Below are 19,561 nucleotides of genomic sequence, written 5' to 3'. Positions count from 1 at the left end.
TGATAGACATGCGGCCTGAGCTGGGCGTGGAGTCGAAATAGCCGACCCCGCCGCTCATCGTTGACCTATGCTGGCCTCGAACAGCCCGCTACCGTTCCTCACGCCTTGAAACCACTTCTCACGTGTTAAGATAGCTTGGATTTCCAACGCTCCGGCAATGTCCCTTGATTCATCCCTAGGGACGCCCGGCGGGCTTTTTTGCATCTGGTGGCGGGACGGCGGCCGACGCAGCTCGCTCTATTTGCAACAACTGCAGTAACAGTTGATTCAACCATTGCTGGTATCTTCAGGCTAGTATGGTGGCGGCTCCGACAGTGCGGCGGGGGCTGTGTTGCCGGAGCCGCCTGCGCAGTCCGGATGGGACTAGACCGCGCTGTCTCAGAATAGGACAGCGCGGTCAACGATCCGTTAATTTTTGCGATCTCGCAGGCCAGGCGGGCATCAGCCGTTATCCCTCAGCTTCTCGACCGTGGCGACGATTGATACCGCCAGCGCTTAGGCTTTATCCAGAGGGCTTGGTTGCTAGTTAGGATCGCCTGACCTCGATCCTCCGTGGGATCCGCCGCCGGCGTTGTCAGAGTGGCCTCGCTCGATCAGGAACTGAGTATGGACCTGACCGGGAGGGCCGGCTTGAGGATGACCGGGAGGGCCGGCGTGGGGGTGGTTCTTGTCCCCCCCTCCGTTGCCGGGGCGTGATCCGCCTGATTTGGCAATCGCCTTGGAATTCAAGCTGGTGCCGAGCAGGAGAGTTACAGCCGGCGGCGTAACCGCGGCGAAACGCCCCGCCTTCTTAAGAAAGTCCCGGCGCGCTTGAGATTCCGATACAAGGCCCTGGTCGAGTTTCGAGCCGTTTGTGTTCTGGGTCGACATGTATAAAGCCTCCAATTCAACACTATCGTACCATTCGCGGCATCGGCCGCCAGCAAGCTAATGGGCTTAGATGGGTGTATGAAAGAAGTAGAATTCTTAGAAGAGGATTCCGCCCGCGCCGGTCCCGCCGGTGCCATGCATGAAGAAGGTTGGTTTTTTCTACTTTTTAGCCATAGCTAACGGAACCAAAACGTTCAAAATCTATTGAATTGGCAGTTGCGTAAGCGTTGCGTTGTTGAGTTCTGGATTGAGCCTATCATTCGGTAAGCCGTCGTTGCCCGCCCTCGAGAGAAGCCTCCCGAGGGCGGCGACTGAACAGCCCTTCCTGATGAGAACTACCAAATGCATATGCAGAAACGCGACGCTCCGCGCTCGCGGGCGCGATCACCGTTGTTCCTGGCCTTGAGCGGCTTTCCGACGCCGGCAACTTGCCGACGAAGCGGAGATCAACCGCCTGATCGCTTCCTGCAAGCAGGCTCCGCAAAGGCATACCTCTCCCTAGCCAACGACAGGACGGGCAGTGTCACAATCTTGCCCGGTTCCGGCCACAATCGGTTAATACCGTGATAAACAATTCCTGCGCACAAAGGATCGGGGTCCGAGGCGTCGTTGGCATTGTCGAGTGAGTGCTTGGCTCCTCTGATGGTCGGATACGACGTCTTTGGTTTAGACTTTAGGGGACAATCAAGAATGCAGGCTGTGACGCACCCGCGTCTTCGTCGCGTTGCCACGGTTGCGTTGCTTGCAGCGTCTGCTGCATTGCTTGCCGCTTGCGCATCGCAGCCTGAGCCGAAAGGCATGGTCTACAAGAAGACCCGCTCCAAGGAATATTTCGCCGAGACCGAATATGGCGTGAAGGCCAGTCCGCGCGCTGCCTTCATGCGGCGCGGCGGCGGCCGCGACCAGCTCGGCAAGCCCTATCAGGTGCGCGGCAAGTGGTATTATCCCAAAGAAGACAAGAAGTACGCCAAGGTGGGTCTGGCCTCGTGGTATGGCGACGCCTTCCATGGCCGGCTGACCGCCAACGGCGAAGTCTACGACACGGCGCATCTGACGGCGGCGCATCCGACCATGCCGCTGCCCAGCTATGCCCGCGTCACCAACCTCGAAACCGGCAGTTCGGTGATCGTGCGCGTCAATGACCGCGGCCCATACCATGAGGGCCGCATCATCGACGTCTCTGAGCGAGCCGCGCAGATGCTGGACTACGACAAGATCGGCACCGCGAAGGTGAAGGTCGAATATGTCGGCCGCGCGCCGCTCGACGGCAATGACGACCAGTACCTGATGGCCTCTTACCATCCAGGCAACCGCATACCGGATCCGTCGGATGGCCTGCCGACCGGCGTCATGGTGGCCATGAACGGACCTTCGCCGAGCCTTCCGGTCGGCGCGGCCGCAGTGCCGTTTCCAGGTCAGCTGACCGATGCCGCAACCCCGGTGCAGGGGCAGATGTCCGCGCAGTCAGCGGCCTTCGGCGATCTGGCGCTGCCCGATTTCGGACCGATCGTGCCGGAACGGCCGGAGATCAGCCTGCCGCCGCAATCGCCGTTCGCCATGGCCTCGCTGTCCTATGCGAATGAACGCGTCCATCACGCAGATGTCTTTGCCGCTCTGGATGACAGCGGCATGTCGCCCGCCGATATCCTGCGGTCGTGGAAAAAGAACGGCCGCCAAGCGGCACCGTCCAGCCCAGATTATGTCGCCGCCGGCACGTTCGACGATGCTACCGAAGCCAAACGCGTGGCCTCGGCACTAAAGCCCTTCGGCAGAATAGAAATCCAGCGCTCCGATCTCGACGGCAATGACTGGTATGCGGTTAACCTCTATCCGGACGGCCATGGCGGCCTGGACGAGTTGCTGAAGGCGGCATGGTCCCACGGTGCGCCCGATGCGCTGGTCGTGCGCGACTGATCCAGCAGCCGGCTTTCCGCCCGGCTGTTGATCCCTCAGCGAAAAAGCCCGATAGTTTCGGCACGCCGGAGGGGCCGGCCAACGGGTCGAATTTCATGCAGTTTCGCTTGCTACAGCCTTTTGCCGGGTTCTTTCTCCTCGGCCTCCTGCTCACGCTTTCGCCGGCCCAAGCGCAGCTTTTCGAGACCAAGGCCGCACAAGCCTTCATGATCGATGCCGACACCGGCACGGTGCTGTTTTCGAAAGATGTCGACAAACCCATTCCGCCGGCCTCGATGGCCAAGCTGATGACGATGGAGGTGGTTTTCAACGCCCTCAAGTCCGGGCGCCTCAAACTCGACGATACGTTCGTGGTCAGCGAGAACGCCTGGCGCAAAGGCGGCGCGCCGTCGGGAACCTCTACGATGTTCGCCAAGCTCAAATCGGCGATCCGGATCGAGGACCTGATCCAGGGAGTGACCGTGCAGGCCGCGAATGACGGCTGCATCGTTATCGCCGAAGGCATGGCCGGATCCGAGGACAATTTTGCCGCAGAGATGACCGAACGCGCGCGCCAGATCGGCCTCAAGACATCGACGTTCGTCAATTCGACCGGCCTGCCGGCCGATGGCCAGCAGACAAGCGTGCGCGAGCTGGCGCAGCTCGCCCTGCATCTGTGGCGCGAATACCCGGAGTTCTATCGCTACTATGGCCTGAAGGATTTCACCTGGAACAAGATCTCGCAGAGGAACCGCAACCCGTTGCTGGCGATGGACATCGGCGCTGACGGCCTGGCTGTCGGTGCAAGCGAGACATCCGGCTTCGGCATCGTCGCTTCGGTCAGCCACGGCGGCACGCGGGTGATCGCGGCAATGAGCGGGCTGGCCAGTGACAAGGAGCGTGCCGAAGAAGCGCGCAAACTGCTCGATTGGGGCGTTCGTTCGTTCGCGAAGACCGAGATCTTCGCCAAGGACGAGGTGGTCGGGGAGGCCCAGGTCTTTGGCGGTGCGAAATCCGGCGTGACGCTGAAGGCAAAAGGTCCGATCGACATTTTCCTGCCGATCACCAACCGCGACAAGCTGACGGCCAGGATCATCTACTTCGGCCCGGTCGCCGCACCGGTGGAGGAGGGGCAACCGGTGGGCGCACTGCGGGTCTGGATCGGCGACACGCTGAGCCAGGAGACACCGTTGTTCGCCGCCGAGTCGATCGGCGTCGGCACGTTGCCGCAACGCGCGCTCGACGCCGTCAAGGAACTGGCGGTCGGCTGGCTTCGATAGTACCGACGGCATGGACGTTTTCCCTGTCGCGGACTATCTAGAGCGCAACAACCCACTCGAACACGAACAAGGGCCTTTCGGTTGGCGCGCGGATTTTTCATCACCTTCGAAGGCGGCGAAGGCGCAGGCAAGTCGACACAGATCGAGCGGCTGGCCACAAAGATGCGCGCAAAGAAGTATGATGTCCTGCGCACGCGTGAACCGGGCGGCTCGCCGGGCGCCGAAGCGGTCCGGCATGTGCTGCTTTCGGGTGCCGCCGAACCGTTCGGGCCGAAGATGGAAGCGCTGCTCTTCGCTGCCGCGCGTTCCGACCATGTCGAGCAGGTCATCCGGCCGGCGGTCGAGCGCGGCTCCATCGTGCTTTGTGACCGCTTCCTGGATTCCTCGCGTGTCTATCAGGGCGTTACAGGCGGGATCGATCCGGCATTCATGGCCATGCTGGAACAGGTCGCCATCAACGGCATGATGCCCGACATGACGCTGATCTTCGATATCGACCCGGCCGAGGGCTTGAAGCGGGCGACATTGCGGCGTGGCAGCGATGCCGTCGCCGACCGCTTCGAAAAGGAGACGCTGGCTATCCACCAGGCCCGCCGCGAAGCGTTCCTGGCGATCGCGGCGGCAGAGCCGGAACGCTGCATCGTCGTCGATGCCTCCGCCGATCCGGACACGGTGGAGGATGTCGTCACGGCGACCGTGTTCGCGGCACTGGAGGCAAGGGCGCCCGAGCGCAACAGGCAGGTCGCACCGGTATGATCTTCGAACGCATCGCGCCGGAACAGCATGACACGCTGGACGGTGTGCCGGAACCTTCCGAAACCCCACGTCTGGTCGGGCACGGGCAGGCCGCCACCATGCTTGCCGCCGCCTATCGCGCGGGAAAGCTGCCGCACGCGCTGATCTTCGCTGGACCGGTCGGCATCGGCAAGGCGACGCTCGCCTTCCATCTTGCCCACCACCTTTTGAAGCATCCGGCCTTCGAGCAGGCGCCCGGCAACCTTGCGGTCCCCGATCCGGCCTCACCGCTGTTTCGCCAAATCGCCACCGGTGCGCATCCGGGGGTGCTGCATCTTACCCGCCCCTTGAACGACAAGACCAAGAGCTTCAAAACCGTCGTCACCGTCGACGAAATCCGCAAGATCAGCCGCTTTCTGTCGCTGACTTCGCATGACGGCAGCTACCGGGTGGTGATCGTCGACCCGGCCGACGACATGAATGCCAATGCGGCCAATGCCCTGCTGAAGAATCTCGAGGAGCCACCGGCACGGACCCTGTTCATTCTCATCGTCCATGCGCCGGGCAGTCTGCTGCCGACGATCCGTTCGCGCTGCCAGGTGGTGCGGCTGACACCGCTCGACGCCAACGAACTGATGGAGGTGCTGAAGACAGCGGAGCCGCCACCACCGGACGATCCGGTCGCGAGGGCCGCACTGGTCGAGCGGGCAGGGGGGAGCGCCCGCAGCGCAATCCTGTTGACGCAGTATGGCGGGCTGGAGATCGCGCAGACGCTCGATGGCCTGGTGGCGACGGGAAAGAGCGATATTGCCGGTGCCTACCGCCTGGCCGAGGCCCTCGCGGGCAAAGACCAGGCGATCCAATTCGACATCTTCAACCGCCAGGCGTTGGACCTTCTGTCGGACGCGGCAAGCCAGGCGGCGCGGGCTGGCGATCTCAAGCGGGCCAAAACGCTCTCCGATACTTGGCACGAGGCCTCGGACGCTATATCTGAAACGGACACCTACAATCTCGACAAGAAGCAGCACGTCCTGACCATGATCGACCGCCTGAATTCTGCAATGCGAATGTGACGGCTTTTTTGGTGCATACCGTTGGCCCCCCAAACAGGAGCCACTTTTGGGCGGTATGCATTGGTCTCGGGATGGCAATCGCCATTCCGATGCGATATCCACCGCCGCAGCTTCCATTCAGACATTCATGACGGTTCATTCATGTCACGCGACACATTCTACATCACCACCGCCATTTCCTATCCGAACGGCAAGCCACATATCGGCCATGCCTATGAGCTGATCGCCACCGACGCGCTTGCCCGTTTTCAGCGGCTCGACGGCAAGCAGGTATTCTTCCTCACCGGCACCGACGAGCACGGCATCAAGATGCTGCAGACGGCAAAGAAGGAAGGCATTTCGGCGCGCGACCTGGCCGACCGCAACTCGGCCGAATTCAAGCGCATGGCGACCGCGCTCAACGCCTCGAACGACGATTTCATCCGCACCACCGAGGAGCGGCATTACGCGGCTTCGCAGGCGATCTGGAAGGCGATGGCCGCTAATGGCGACGTCTACAAGGGCGGCTATGCCGGCTGGTATTCGGTGCGCGACGAAGCCTATTATGGCGAGGAAGAGACCGAGGTCCGTCCCGACAATATTCGCTACGGGCCACAGGGAACGCCGGTCGAATGGGTCGAGGAAGAGAGCTATTTCTTTCGGTTGTCGGCCTATCAGGACAAGCTCGTCGCGCTTTATGAAAACCAACCCGACTTCATCGGTCCGGCCGAGCGCCGCAACGAGGTGATGAGCTTCGTCAAGTCGGGACTGAAGGACCTGTCGATCTCGCGCACCACATTCGACTGGGGCGTGCCGGTACCTGGCGATGAAAAGCACGTCATGTATGTCTGGGTCGACGCGCTGACCAACTACATTACCGGCGTCGGGTATCCCGATGAAAAGGCCGACAATTGGCGGTTTTGGCCGGCTGATGCACACATCATCGGCAAGGACATTGTACGCTTCCACGCGGTCTATTGGCCCGCTTTCCTGATGTCGGCCGGCATCCCGCTGCCGAAGCGCGTCTTCGGCCACGGCTTCCTGTTCAACCGCGGCGAGAAGATGTCGAAATCGGTCGGCAACGTCATCGACCCGTTCACCATGATCGAGCATTACGGCCTCGACCAGGTGCGGTACTTCTTCCTGCGCGAGGTGCCGTTCGGGCAGGACGGCAGCTACAGCCATGAAGCGATCGTCAACCGTACCAATGCGGATCTGGCCAATGGTCTCGGCAATCTGGCACAGCGCTCGCTGTCAATGATCGCCAAGAATTGCGGCGGCGTGGTGCCGAAGCGCGGCGATCTGGCGGAATCCGACAAGGTGATCCTGGATCAGGCGGTCGACGCTCTCGCCACCGCGCGCAAGGCAATGGCCGAACAGGGCATCCATCTGGCACTGGCGGCGATCTTCGGCGTGGTTGCGGAAGCCGACCGGTATTTCGCCGGACAGGAACCCTGGGCGCTCAAGAAAACCAATCCCGAGCGCATGGAAACGGTGCTGTGGACGACGGCCGAAGTGGTGCGGCGCGTGGCGGTCATGTGCCAGCCCTTCGTTCCGGGCTCGGCCGCCAAGCTGCTCGACCTCCTGGCTGTGCCCGCGGACAATCGCGATTTCGTGCATGTCCACGCTGACCATGCACTTGTGTCCGGCACGGCGCTGCCAGCGCCAGAGGGCGTGTTTCCGCGTTATGTCGAACAGACGGACGCGAACGCCTGATGCTCGTCGACAGCCATTGTCATCTGGACTTTCCGGACTTCGCCGAGGAGCGGGCGGCCATTGTCGCCCGCGCCAAGGCGGCCGGTATCGGCCGAATGGTGACGATCTCCACGCGCGTGAAGCGGTTTCAGCAAGTCGTTGAGATAGCAGAGACTTTCGACGAAGTCTATTGCTCGGTCGGCACCCATCCGCACAATGCTGCCGAGGAGCTCGACGTCACCACCGCCGACCTTGTCCGCCTCTCCACTCATCCGAAAGTGGTGGCGATCGGTGAAGCGGGGCTCGATTTCTTCTACGACAAGGCGCCACGCGATGCGCAGGCGCAGGGCTTTCGCGCCCATATCGCCGCCGCCCGCGAGACCGGGCTGCCTCTCGTCATTCATTCGCGCGATGCCGACGACGATATGGCCGCCATCCTCGAGGACGAGACAGGGAAGGGCGCCTTCCCGTTCATCCTGCATTGTTTTTCGTCGGGACGGCGGCTCGCAGAGGTCGGCGTGTCGTTAGGCGGCTATGTGTCGTTCTCGGGCATCCTGACTTTCAAGAACTCGGTCGAATTGCGCGCCATCGCCGCCGATGTGCCGCACGACCGGCTGCTGGTCGAAACCGACGCGCCCTATCTGGCCCCGGTGCCGTTTCGCGGCAAGCGCAACGAGCCGGCCTATGTAGCGCAAACCGCCAAGGTGCTGGCCGAGACGATCGGCGTCAGCGAGGCTGAAATCGCAGCGTTGACCACCGACAATTTCTTTCGGCTGTTTGGAAAAATGCCACACCCGGACCAGCGGGCGCCCGAAGTATGAGCGACCGGCTGCGCCTCACCATTCTCGGCTGCGGGTCGTCGCCAGGCACGCCGCGCATCACCGGCGACTGGGGCAATTGCGACCCCGCCAATCCCAGGAACCGGCGCATGCGCACGGCCGCGCTTGTCGAGCGCATCGCCGCCAATGGCAGCCGCACCACGGTCGTCATCGACACCGGTCCGGATTTCCGCGAGCAGATGCTGATGGCTTCAGTCAGGCGCATCCATGGTGTGCTCTACACGCACCCGCATGCCGACCACATCCACGGCATCGACGATTTGCGCGGCTATGTGCAGGAGCAAGGGCATCGCATCGACATCCATGCCGACGAGCCGACCATGCTACGGCTGCGCCAGGCGTTCGGCTATTGCTTCGAGACGCCGCCAGGCAGTTCCTATCCGCCGATCGTCAACGCCCACCTCATCAACCATGCCAAGCCGGTTGTGATCGAAGGAGAGGGGGGTGCCCTCACCTTCGAGCCGCTGCCCCAGATCCATGGCGACATCATTTCGCTGGGTTTCCGTATCGGCGGGCTCGCCTACTGTCCCGATATCAGCGACTTTCCCAAGACCACCATCGAGCGGCTGCGAGACCTCGACATGCTGGTCATCGATGCGCTGCAGTACAACACGCATCCAAGCCATCTTTCGCTTGGCCAGGCGCTGGACTGGATCGAGGCGCTTTCGCCTTGCAACGCCGTGCTGACGCACATGCACGTGCCGCTCGATTACACCGCCGTGATGACTGAGACGCCCGACAATGTCGAACCGGCCTACGATGGCATGGTGATCGAAATCCTTTACGAGTCAGAACGATAGATACAGCAGCTCAGTCGGCTTTCAACCCGCCGTTCGAATGTTCGATCATGAGTTCGAGGTCGTAAAGTGCCGGCGTGGTGCTGTTCACGATGTTGCTCGTCAATGGCCGAAACCGCACCAATTCCCGGGCTGCGCCCCTATGCGCTGGTTCCATAATCTATCTTATGCGACTTTCGTGTATCCGGTTGGCGCGCCCGCACCCAACATATCATTGTAGATGACGCGGCGGTGCCGCGCGACGCTCACTGTGTGTTCCGATATCCGCGGCCGGATGGATCAGCGGAGCCTCCGCCGGTCGAGCAGGATGCGATGAATCTGGATGCGCTCCGGCAGCTCGATCAGGAACTCCGGATCGCGGTCGAGATGATGGACCTTGGTTGGCTCGCCCTTGGTGAAAGCCGTCATCGATTCGTGGTCGGGCCAGTACGAGATGGTGGTGAACCAGCTTTCCCCTTCGCGATCCTCGCGAAACAGCTGGACGCCCAGCGCGGTCTTCTCAAGCGGCGGAATGCCCTCGGCTCTCAAATAGACTTCGTAAGCGTCGCCCACATCAGGCCGGGTGCGGCCGCGCCAAATGCGCGCGACTGTCGGCGTTGTCGCCATCGATCTTTCTCCTTTGCACCTCTTCACAAACCTTGTGCTGAGCGATGGACGCGCGCGAGGAAGTCACGCACCAGCGGAAGCACGTCATCGAAATGGGTTTCCAGAAGCCAGTGGCCGGCGCCCTCCACGAGATGGAGTTCTGCTCCCGGCAGGTCGCGTTTGTAGGCTCGGGCCGATGCGGCCGGCATGTAGCCATCTTCCGGCCCCCAGACGATGAGCGCGTATCCATGAGCGGCCAGTGGAGTTTCCATAGATCCGGTGGCATTCGCTCGGCCACGGCGTCAGCCACCTCACCGATAAACTCGTGCCGGAAACCCTCCTCGCTCACCGCCTCTTCCAGCGGACGATGCTTCTCAGGTGTTTTCTCGGTCCAATAGGCCTTGATAGCCGCATATTTCGGGCCGAGCACGTCTTCGTAGACGTCGCCGTTCTGAATGATCAACGCGGTGATGCGTTGCGGATGTGCGATGGCGTGGCGCAATCCGATCTGCGACCCGTAGTCGTGCAACCAGAGCACATAGCGGGACAGACCGAGCGTATCCGCGAAAGCCGTCAGAAATCCTGCATAGGCATCGAAATCATAGCCGAATGCCGAGAAGTCGGGCGTCGCGCTGTAGCCAAAGCCCGGGAAATCCGGCGCAAAGGTACGCCAGCGATCGGCCAATGCCGGCATTAGCCTCCGAAATTGATAGGACGAGCAGGGATAGCCGTGCGGCAGCAGAAGCACTGGTGCGTCGGTCGGACCATCCTCGCGATAGAAAATGGCATTTCCGTCAACTTTCACTTGGCGGTGTCGCAACTTTGCCTCCTCGATAGAGCGTTCGAAGACGAGCGCATTGGGCTTCCAATACCTCTCGTCGTTTACGATGCTCGCGCTGGAAGGTTCCGTGGCAAACGGCGGTCAAGGAAAGATCGAAAGGGTCACCCGGCGCGGAACGCCGGGAATGAACCCAATGCAGGCCCAGCATGGGATCAAGATTTCGACGATGGAATCCGGCATACAAAGCAACTACCCTGCCCCAATCCGCTCATCATGCGTCGGCGGGACTGAAGGCGATCAGAAATGGCCACTCGCTCTTCCTTTCTGGGCTTGCCCGATCGCCTCGCCGATGGCACGGCGCCCCGCGCAGTGATCTTCGGAGCTGGTCACGGCAGCACCTATCCCGACAAAGACAGTGGCAGCCATGCCTTGGCCGCCGATGCCATCCGTGTTGCAAGCCAGGGTGATGCCGCGCTCATTGAGCATTGGGATTTCGATCTCGGCGGCCCGCTGTTCGACGGCGGGCCGATCTGCTGCGTCGACGCCGGCGACATCCTGACCACCATGCATGACAATGCCGGCAACCGCGCCCGGATCGAGGCGAAGGCGCGCGAGGTCCTGTCAGTGCCGGCCGTCCCCATCCTGCTCGGCGGAGACGATTCCGTGGTCATTCCCTTCCTCGCCGGCTTCGTGGATCACGGGCCTGTCTGGATCCTGCAGATCGATGCCCATATCGACTGGCGCGACGAGGTGCATGGCGAACGCTACGGCTACTCCAGCCCGATGCGCCGGGCGAGCGAGATGGCGCATGTCGCCGGCATGGTGCAGGTCGGACTGCGCAGCGTCGGCAGCGCACGCCTCACGGAGATCGAAGCGGCGCGGCACTATGGCAGCCGTTTCGTCACCGCGCGCGAGGTCCACACCCTGGGTGTCGAAGCGGCGCTCAGGCACATCCCGGAGGGAGCGCGGGTGGTCGTCACCCTGGACCTTGACAGCCTCGATCCCAGCATCATGCCGGGCGTAGCAGCGCGTACTCCCGGCGGCCTCACCTACAGCCAGCTCATCGATCTCATTGCCGGCTTGGGCAAGTGGGCGAGGATCGCCGGATTCGATCTTGTGGAGTTCTATCCGCCAGCCGACATTGACGGCCTGTCGGCGCTGACCGCCGCGCGCCTCCTCGTCAATGTGATCGGCGCCGTGGTCCGGCAGGTTTGAAACTCGACCTGAGATCGAATACGGCCCCTGTCCGGCCTGCAGGTAACTTTACCGAGGCCCCTGCTCCAGCCTGATCCGGTAATTCAGCGAACGCTTCGCGCCCGGCGCGATCAGCATCAGGCCGGGTTTGTCGGTGAACTCTCCGTCGAAATCCAGCGGGCTGGCCATGCCGTGCCAAGGCTCGATGCACAGGAACGGTGCGCCGCCTGGTTTGGACCAGATGCCCAGTTCCTGAAATCCCTGCCATGAGACCTCGATCGCCGGACCAGTCTCGGCGCCGTAGCGAACGCTGTTGCTGGCCGGCCGGTCCAGGATCACTGCGTCTTCGTCGAACAGCCGTTCGGAGAGCTCGACGATATTGCCTCTGACAGGCGTCGGCTGCGGTGTTGCTGTGAGCAGGCCATCCTTCAGCCGGCGGATCGGTGTTGGCTCGTCATCGGAAAAGATCAGCCGATAATCCGTTTTGGCCAGATCCGGCAGCAGCGGCCAATTGAATGCCGGATGCGCCCCGATCGAGGTCGGCATCGGCTCGTCGCCGGAGTTGGTGACCTCCAATCCTATGTCGAGTTGCCCCTCGTCCAGTGTATAGGTCACGGCCAGGCGAAATGCGAACGGGTAATGGGTTCGGGTTTCCGCGTCATCGGTGAGCACCAGCGTACAGGATCGAGGCCCCCTCTCCGCCCACATAAACGGCTTGTCGCGGGCGAAGCCGTGCTGCGTCATCGGATAGGTCTGACCGCGATGGCGCAGTTGATCGCCCTTCAGCCGGCCGACGATCGGAAACAGCACTGGTGAATGGCGCCGCCAGGCCGGTCCGGCCTGCCACAGGAACTCAAATCCTTGCGTATCCCTTAGCGAAACCAGTTCGGCGCCTTGCCCGGCAATGGTCGCCGATATGCCGTCGCCATGAAGCGTCAGGCTGACCTGTTCCATATGTCCTCGCGGTCCGTCTGGTGTGGCCGGCAGGCTAGCAAATGGCCAGGAGTGAACTCAAGGCGGCGGACGCAGCATTTCACACAGTCGCGATGAACTTCGATGGCGCCACGGGCCGGGCGCGGTCTCAGATGAAAAAGTGGCCGGAGGTTTCCCTCCGGCCACGGCAAGATGCCAGCTGTTTCCTGCTACGGTTCGGATTATTCCCGCTCGCCGGTGAAATTCAGCAGCAACTGGAAGATGTTGATGAAGTTCAGATAGAGCGAGAACGCGCCGAAGACGGCGAGCTTCTGCCGCGACTCCGCATCGAAATTCTCCGCATACTGCTCCTTGATCGTCTGCGTGTCCCAGGCGGTCAGGCCGATGAACACGGCGATGCCGATCACCGAGATTGCGAACTGCAGCGCGGTCGAGCCGAGGAAGATGTTGACGATGCTGGCGATCACCACGCCGATCAGGCCCATGATCAGGAAGGACGAGAACTGGGTCAGGTCGCGCTTTGTCGTGTAGCCATAGAGGCTGGTGGCACCGAACATGGTCGCGGCGATGAAGAAGGTGCGCGCGATGCTGGTTCCGGTGAAGACCAGGAACACCGAGGCCAGCGACAGGCCCATGACGGCACAGAAGGCCCAGAACATTGCCTGCGCGCTTGCCGCCGACATGGTCTGCATCTTGAACGAGAACAGGAGCACGAAGGCGAGCGGCGCCAGCATCACCACCCATTTCAGCGGGCTGGAAAAGATCGGCACATAGAGAGCCGGCGTCGACGACACCAGCAAGGCGATAAGGCCCGTAACCACCAGGCCGAGGCCCATATAATTGTAGACGCGCAGCATGTGCTGGCGCAGGCCCTCGTCATAGACGGCTCCGGTCCGGACGCCCGTGCCCACGCGGTATCCAAGATTGGGCGTATTCATTTTGAGGTCTCCTTTGTGGATGGGTCAGTAAAGCGTTCTGGCGAGCGTTTCGGCGGCGCGGTCGAGATCATGAACCCCGCTCTTCGCGACAACCGCATAGGCGACATCGCCGACCTGGAAATAGGCCGAGGAGATATCGCCCGAGGGCGCGAAGGTCGGTTTGACCACATCGAAAGTGCCCGGCCGGATCGCGAACAGCGACACCAGGCCCATCTCCTTCGTTTCAACCGCGATCTCGACGCTCGGGCCGAAGCGCGACGGATAGATCTGCACGTCGCGGACCTTCCAGTCCTTCGGCAGCGACGGCATGACGATGGCGGTGGCGGCGCGGATTTCGCCGGCGTTGTAATTGGGCGCCTCGGCTTGCGAGGGCATGTTTTCGCGCAGCAACGTCGTCCTGTGTGCCTGGACAGCCTCGTCGACATAGGCGGGCGGCTGCGGCGAAGCGACGACCTTTGTCACCGACATCGGCCCGACGATACCGTTGGCGAGCCAGCCGGCGGCAACGAAGGCGGCGACGGCCGCGGCGCGTTGCAGCACGCCGAAGATGCGACCCCGGCCAAGTCCCCTCTCTAGCCGCCGCGCCGCATCGGCCGTCGCCGGCCGCGCCATGCCCTCGGAGCCGGCCAGCGCCACGCGCAGTTCGTCGCGGGTGCGCAGATCAGACATCACGCGCGCGGCCGCCTCCGGACGCGCGGACAGGAAAGCCTCGACCTCGATGCGGCGGGCGACATCAAGCTGGTCGTCGACATAGGCGTCGAGATCGGCGTCCGTAACCGGGTCGACAAGAGCGGTCATGAGTCACCTCCAACGATCCTGAGATGATTTTGGCCCCGCGCTGGCACTTCTTCCATCTGGCGCAAGGCCGCGCGCGCCCGGCCGATACGCGACATCAGCGTGCCCAGCGGCACGCCACTGGCGTTGGCGGCCTGCTGGTAGGAGAGCCCCTCGATGGCGACCAGATGCAGCGCCGAGCGCTGCTCTTCCGGCAGGCTGAAAAAGGCTTCGCGCACCTGCGCCAGGCGCACGGAATGTTCCTGCGGCGCCGGCGTGCTGCCGTCGGCCAGATATCCGGCTTGTTCGAGACGTGCCGCTTCCGAGCGGCGCGAACGCATGCGGTCGATGAAGGTGTTGTGGACGATCGACAGCAGCCATGCCCGCAGGTTTCCGCCGGAGCGGAAGGTGCCGCGCCGCTCATAGGCGCGCACCAGCGCGTCATGCACGAGATCCTCGGCCTCGGCGCCGTCGCGCGTCAGCGAGCGCGCGTAGCGCCGCAGCGACCCGAGCTGTCCTATGATGTCAAAGCGTGGCATCGACGGTTTCATGTCCTGTTTACGGAGCATGTGGGGGTTTTAATCCCGGGGGCCGCTTTTCTTTGCTGGAGGATATCGCCGCGGCTCGCGTCTCAGCTCCCAACCGGTTTTGCCGGTTTGAGAGCTGTTACGCCGCAGGCGCGCAGCATCCACCTGCGGCCATCGCTGCGAAAATCGGTGATGCTCAGCGGCTCGACGTCGATCTTCCAACTGGCGGCAAGCGGCGCGCTGAGAACATGCAGGATCGCGGTGCGGATGACGCTGGCGTGCGTCACAGCGATCGTGTGACCACGTTCGGCGATCAATCGATCCATCAATCCAGCGGCCCGTTGGGCAACGTCGGCCAGCGATTCACCACCGTAGGGGGCCGCATTCGGATCCGTGCGCCAGGCGGCGGTCTCGTCCGGCTGTTGCGCCTGCACCTCGTCGAAGCTCTTGCCTGCCCATCGACCGTAGTTCTGGTCTGCCAGCATCGGATCGACAGACGCATCCAGCGATAGCGCCTCCGCGGTCTGACAGGCGCGAAGCGCCGGCGCTGTCCACACACGGTCGGCCCGACGCAGCGTCCCGCGCACCGCCTTTGCCAATGTCAGCGATCGTGGCTCCAGCGGTTCATCCGAAGGAAACGATCCTTTCCGGGTCGCCGCCGTGGCGCCGGCGCAGATCATGGTCAGACGGACGAGCATGGAGCATGCTTTCTCTGAAGTTTGTGGAAGCTGCAACAGGTGCCGCCTTTCGCGTCGGCGCACCGAAACCTCTGGTGAAACCTGGCCAATTTGCGTATCACTCCGCCGCGCCAATGGAACCATAATGATGTTCGAAGACCTGCAGCCAGCTCCCGCCGACAAAATTCTTGCGCTGATCGGCCTCTATCGCGCCGATCCACGCCCTGGCAAGGTCGACCTCGGCGTCGGCGTCTACAAGGATCGCGACGGCAAGACGCCGGTCATGCGCGCCGTGCGCGAAGCCGAGAAGCGGCTGCTGGAGGGACAGGATAGCAAGACCTATCTCGGCCTTGCCGGCGATACCGCTTTCAACACTGTGATGGCCAAGCTCGCCTTCGGTCCGGGTGCGGACCTGTCGCGCATCCGTGCGGCACAGGCGCCCGGCGGGTCCGGCGCGCTGCGGCTGGTAGCGGAATTGCTCAAGCGCACACGGTCGGACGCGACAGTCTGGGTCTCCGACCCGACCTGGCCGAACCATATGCCGGTGATGCGTGCCGCCGGCTTGCGGATTCGCGAATACCCCTATTTCGATGCGGCCTCGGGTGCGGTTCGTTTCGACGACATGCTGGCGGCATTGCGGACGGCCGACAGCGGCGACGTGGTGCTGCTGCATGGCTGTTGCCACAACCCGACCGGCGCCAATCTGGATGCGGCTCAGTGGGAGGCCGTCACGGATCTGATGGTCGAGCGTGGCTTGCTGCCGTTTGTCGACATCGCCTATCAGGGCTTTGGTGACGGCCTCGAGGCCGACGCCCTCGGCTTGCGGCTACTGGCCGCGAAAGTCCCGGAAATGGTCGTTGCGTCGAGCTGCTCGAAGAATTTCGCCGTCTACCGCGACCGTGTCGGCGCGGCGATGGTCCTGGCCAGGGACGGCGCGCAGGCAGACGTCGCGATGAGCCAGATGCTGTCGGCGGCGCGCGCTATGTATTCGATGCCGCCGGACCATGGCGCGGCCGCGGTGCGCATCGTGCTGGAGGACGCCACGCTGCGTGCCGACTGGGAAGCAGAGCTCGAAGAGATGCGCCTGCGTATGCTGAGGCTTAGGGTCGCGTTCGCCGAGGCGCTGCGCCGGCAATCCAATTCCGACCGCTTCGACTTCGTTGCCAGTCATCGCGGCATGTTCTCCCGGCTTGGCCTCACGGAAGCGCAGGTCGAACGGCTGCGCGCCGAGCACGCTGTCTACATGGTCGGCGACAGCCGCATCAACGTGGCCGGCCTGCCCGAGGACGGCATGGATGACCTCGCCAAGGCGATCATTTCCGTGCTCGACTGACGAAGCGGATGCAGTGCAATTGTGGACAAGGTCCCCTCGCCGGCTGACAGCGTTGGCAGTGCGGTGGTTCGCGCTGTAGCATCCGCTACATGACGCCATCGAAAGACATTTCACGCCTGATCGAGATCATGGCGGCGTTGCGCGCGCCGAAGACCGGCTGCCCGTGGGACATCGAGCAGAATTTCTCCACCATCGCCCCCTATACGATCGAAGAGGCCTATGAAGTGGCGGACGCCATCGCGCGCGGCGATCTCGACGACCTGCGCGACGAGCTTGGCGACCTCCTGCTGCAGGTCGTCTACCATGCCCAGATGGCGCAGGAGGCCGGTGAATTCGCGTTCCCTGACGTGGTCCAGGCCATCACCACCAAGATGATCCGCCGCCATCCGCACGTCTTTGGCGACGAGAAGGCTCGCAGCGCCGGCATGGCCAAGGGCATGTGGGAGAAGATCAAGGCGCAGGAGAAGGCCGAGAAGCGGCAAGCCCGCCTCGCGCGCGGCCTCGACCCGGAGGACAATGGCAAGGGATTCCTGGACAGTGTTCCGGTCGCGCTGCCCGCCTTGACGCGAGCCTTGAAGCTTCAGGAAAAGGCCGCCCGTGTCGGCTTCGACTGGAGCGAGGCTGCTCCTATCCTGGATAAAATCGAAGAAGAGATCGGGGAGCTGCGCGAGGCTCTGGCCAAGGGCGAAACGGCTGAGATCAAGGACGAGTTCGGCGACATGTTGTTTGCCGTCGTCAATCTCGGTCGTCACCTCAAGATCGATTCGGAGGCGGCGCTGAGCGGAACGAACGAAAAATTCCGCTCGCGCTTTCACCATGTCGAGCAGGCCCTGGAAAAATCAGGCGGCTCGCTAGAGGAAGCTACCCTGGAGGAAATGGAAGCGCTCTGGCAGGATGCAAAAACCGCGAAGTAAGCCTATAGCTCGGCAATCCCAGACAAAAGCCGCGATACACTTTCCCTGGAATTGCCGCGCCTTAGCCGTTGTTTTTGCGGCGCAACCGGCTTTCGATCTCTTCACGGGCGCTTTGCGTGGCCTGGAGCGAGATAGTGGCGCTGCCGTCGTCATTGTCGGTTCGCGAAACGACATCACCATTGCGGTAGAGCCAGTCGAGAAGCCCGAACTGGGCCGGCTCGATCGTCACCGTCAGATCTTGCAGCTCGCCGGCCATCCGCGTTTCGATGATCGCTTTCAGCGCATCGATGCCCTCGCCTGATGCCGCCGATATTGCGATTGGCGGCTCCTTGCTGCCGTCGGCGCCGTCGGCGAGCAGCCGCTGCCTGTTGCCTTCGTCCAGCAGGTCGATCTTGTTCCAGACTTCGATCACGCGCTTGGTGTCGCTGGCGTCGACGCCGAGGTCGGCGAGGATGCGCTCGACATCCTCGGCCTGCGCCGCCGTGTCGGGATCGGAAATGTCGCGCAGATGGAGGACGAGATCGGCCTCGACCACCTCTTCCAAGGTCGCCCGGAAAGCCGCGATCAGATGCGTCGGCAGGTCCGAGATGAAGCCCACCGTGTCGGAAAGGATAATCGGCGTTCCATGCGGCAGGCGCACGCGGCGCAGTGTCGGATCAAGCGTGGCAAACAGCATGTCCTGCGCCAGCACCCCTGCTCCGGTCAGCTTGTTGAACAACGTCGACTTCCCGGCGTTGGTGTAGCCGACGATCGCCACCACTGGAAACGGCACCTTCTTGCGCTTGGCGCGATGCAGGTCGCGAGTGCGGCGCACGGTTTCCAGCTCATGCTTCAGCTTTATGATCTTTTCCTGCAACTGACGCCGATCGGATTCGATCTGCGTTTCACCGGGGCCGCCGAGGAAGCCGGCACCACCACGCTGACGCTCCAGGTGGGTCCAACTGCGCACTAGGCGGCCCTTCTGGTAGTTGAGATGGGCAAGCTCGACCTGCAGCGTGCCTTCCTTGGTGCGCGCCCGCTCGCCGAAGATCTCCAGGATCAACCCCGTGCGATCCAGCACCTTGGCGTTGAATTCCTTCTCGAGATTGCGCTGCTGCACCGGGGTCAGGGGATGGTCGACAATGACCACTTCCGCGTGACCCTCGTTCACGATTTGGCCGAACTCCTCGACCTTGCCGCTGCCGAGCAACGTCGCCGGACGTGGATCGTTGACGGTTACGACCGCCGTATGGATCAGATCGAGGTTGATGGCTCGGGCAAGGCCGACTGCTTCGTCATGGCGCGCCTCGGCCGAGCGCGTCAGCCGGGGACGGCTCGTGTCATCGTCATTACGCGGCTGGCGGGTAAGCACAGGCACAATGACAACGGCCCTGGTCGGACCTTTGGCTTCCGTCCCGGGATGATGCGCTGGTTTTCCGCGAACCGTGCCGTCCGCGTCCTTCTCACGTGCCAATCAGGCGCCCTGGCTTTCCTCGCCATCGAACATCTGAACCGGCTGGCTCGGCATGATCGTGGAAATGGCGTGCTTGTAGACGAGCTGGGAGTGGCCGTCGCGGCGCAACAGGACGCAGAAGTTGTCGAAGGAAGTGACCACGCCGGTCAGCTTCACGCCGTTGATAAGGAAGATGGTGAGCGGGTTCTTGCTCTTGCGAACTGAATTCAGGAACAGGTCCTGAAGGTTTTGCGATCGTTCCGCCATTGTTTTTGTCTTTCGCCGATCCCCTTCGGTTTGCAGCCAATGCGC

Annotated in this window: 18 protein-coding genes and 1 pseudogene; 10 read left to right on the top strand and 9 right to left on the bottom strand. The window is 62.6% G+C overall.

Annotated elements, in window-relative coordinates:
• The first annotated feature begins 1,560 nt into the window (after window positions 1–1,560).
• From FJ434_RS00215 to FJ434_RS00185, 7 genes are all read left to right on the top strand, one after another.
• Window positions 1,561–2,784 (top strand): septal ring lytic transglycosylase RlpA family protein, encoded by a 1,224-nt coding sequence (locus tag FJ434_RS00215; protein ID WP_140750373.1) that lies wholly within the window; start codon window positions 1,561–1,563, stop codon window positions 2,782–2,784.
• 95 nt (window positions 2,785–2,879) lie between these two features.
• A complete protein-coding gene (locus FJ434_RS00210) occupies window positions 2,880–4,043 on the top strand; it encodes a D-alanyl-D-alanine carboxypeptidase family protein (protein ID WP_140750375.1) in 1,164 nt (387 codons plus the stop codon).
• Between the two features lie 81 nt (window positions 4,044–4,124).
• Complete coding sequence (gene tmk / locus FJ434_RS00205) at window positions 4,125–4,799, top strand: dTMP kinase (RefSeq protein ID WP_027142727.1); 675 nt, start codon at window positions 4,125–4,127, stop codon at window positions 4,797–4,799.
• Window positions 4,796–5,851 carry a DNA polymerase III subunit delta' gene (locus FJ434_RS00200; RefSeq protein WP_140750377.1) on the top strand — a complete coding sequence of 352 codons (1,056 nt, stop codon included), beginning with the start codon at window positions 4,796–4,798 and terminating at the stop codon, window positions 5,849–5,851. Before tmk ends, FJ434_RS00200 begins: the two co-directional genes overlap by 4 nt.
• Before the next feature lie 141 nt (window positions 5,852–5,992).
• A complete protein-coding gene (gene metG, locus FJ434_RS00195) occupies window positions 5,993–7,546 on the top strand; it encodes a methionine--tRNA ligase (protein ID WP_140750379.1) in 1,554 nt (517 codons plus the stop codon).
• Entirely contained in the window at window positions 7,546–8,346 is an 801-nt protein-coding gene (locus FJ434_RS00190) for a TatD family hydrolase (RefSeq protein WP_140750381.1), read from the top strand. The genes metG and FJ434_RS00190 overlap by 1 nt, the downstream gene beginning before the upstream one ends.
• Window positions 8,343–9,164 (top strand): MBL fold metallo-hydrolase, encoded by an 822-nt coding sequence (locus FJ434_RS00185; protein ID WP_140750383.1) that lies wholly within the window; start codon window positions 8,343–8,345, stop codon window positions 9,162–9,164. The genes FJ434_RS00190 and FJ434_RS00185 overlap by 4 nt, the downstream gene beginning before the upstream one ends.
• Before the next feature lie 276 nt (window positions 9,165–9,440).
• Here FJ434_RS00185 and FJ434_RS00180 read toward each other — a convergent pair whose 3' ends face one another.
• Together FJ434_RS00180 and FJ434_RS00175 are read right to left on the bottom strand one after the other, a co-directional pair.
• Window positions 9,441–9,767: a hypothetical protein gene (locus FJ434_RS00180; protein ID WP_140750385.1), complete on the bottom strand. Its 327-nt coding sequence runs from the start codon at window positions 9,765–9,767 to the stop codon at window positions 9,441–9,443.
• Window positions 9,768–9,790: 23 nt separating this feature from the next.
• Window positions 9,791–10,581 (bottom strand): annotated as a pseudogene (locus tag FJ434_RS00175) (alpha/beta hydrolase).
• A gap of 249 nt (window positions 10,582–10,830) precedes the next feature.
• Between FJ434_RS00175 and FJ434_RS00170 the strand changes: the two are divergent.
• Window positions 10,831–11,742: an agmatinase gene (locus FJ434_RS00170; protein ID WP_140750387.1), complete on the top strand. Its 912-nt coding sequence runs from the start codon at window positions 10,831–10,833 to the stop codon at window positions 11,740–11,742.
• Window positions 11,743–11,790: 48 nt separating this feature from the next.
• Here the strand turns inward: FJ434_RS00170 and FJ434_RS00165 are convergent, their stop codons facing one another.
• The 5 genes from FJ434_RS00165 to FJ434_RS00145 all read right to left on the bottom strand — a co-directional run bounded on the left by FJ434_RS00165 (window position 11,791) and on the right by FJ434_RS00145 (window position 15,591).
• Entirely contained in the window at window positions 11,791–12,675 is an 885-nt protein-coding gene (locus FJ434_RS00165; protein ID WP_140505287.1) for an aldose 1-epimerase family protein, read from the bottom strand.
• 200 nt (window positions 12,676–12,875) lie between these two features.
• On the bottom strand, window positions 12,876–13,592 hold the full coding sequence (locus FJ434_RS00160) for a Bax inhibitor-1/YccA family protein (protein ID WP_140505285.1): 717 nt from the start codon (window positions 13,590–13,592) through the stop codon (window positions 12,876–12,878).
• Window positions 13,593–13,616: 24 nt separating this feature from the next.
• A complete protein-coding gene (locus FJ434_RS00155) occupies window positions 13,617–14,390 on the bottom strand; it encodes an anti-sigma factor (RefSeq protein WP_140750389.1) in 774 nt (257 codons plus the stop codon).
• A complete protein-coding gene (locus tag FJ434_RS00150; RefSeq protein ID WP_246678327.1) occupies window positions 14,387–14,905 on the bottom strand; it encodes a sigma-70 family RNA polymerase sigma factor in 519 nt (172 codons plus the stop codon). Before FJ434_RS00150 ends, FJ434_RS00155 begins: the two co-directional genes overlap by 4 nt.
• A gap of 92 nt (window positions 14,906–14,997) precedes the next feature.
• Window positions 14,998–15,591 carry a histidine phosphatase family protein gene (locus FJ434_RS00145; RefSeq protein ID WP_140750424.1) on the bottom strand — a complete coding sequence of 198 codons (594 nt, stop codon included), beginning with the start codon at window positions 15,589–15,591 and terminating at the stop codon, window positions 14,998–15,000.
• A gap of 127 nt (window positions 15,592–15,718) precedes the next feature.
• Here FJ434_RS00145 and FJ434_RS00140 point away from each other — a divergent pair, with 127 nt between their 5' ends.
• Window positions 15,719–16,903, top strand: coding sequence for an amino acid aminotransferase (locus FJ434_RS00140; protein ID WP_140750426.1), 1,185 nt, complete (start codon window positions 15,719–15,721; stop codon window positions 16,901–16,903).
• 89 nt (window positions 16,904–16,992) lie between these two features.
• A complete protein-coding gene (gene mazG, locus FJ434_RS00135) occupies window positions 16,993–17,817 on the top strand; it encodes a nucleoside triphosphate pyrophosphohydrolase (protein ID WP_140750393.1) in 825 nt (274 codons plus the stop codon).
• Between the two features lie 61 nt (window positions 17,818–17,878).
• On the opposite strand, the gene hflX is transcribed toward mazG, so the two are convergent.
• Entirely contained in the window at window positions 17,879–19,270 is a 1,392-nt protein-coding gene (gene hflX / locus FJ434_RS00130; RefSeq protein ID WP_140750395.1) for a GTPase HflX, read from the bottom strand.
• The gene (hfq, locus tag FJ434_RS00125; protein ID WP_006202172.1) at window positions 19,271–19,516 is read right to left on the bottom strand and encodes an RNA chaperone Hfq; all 246 of its coding nucleotides are present in this window, start codon (window positions 19,514–19,516) and stop codon (window positions 19,271–19,273) included.
• Window positions 19,517–19,561 lie beyond the last annotated feature (45 nt).

The organism is Mesorhizobium sp. B2-5-13 (assembly GCF_006440535.1).
Lineage (GTDB): Bacteria > Pseudomonadota > Alphaproteobacteria > Rhizobiales > Rhizobiaceae > Mesorhizobium > Mesorhizobium salmacidum.
Note: the sequence above shows the minus strand (reverse complement) of the source record. Positions and strands in the feature narration are given on the sequence as shown.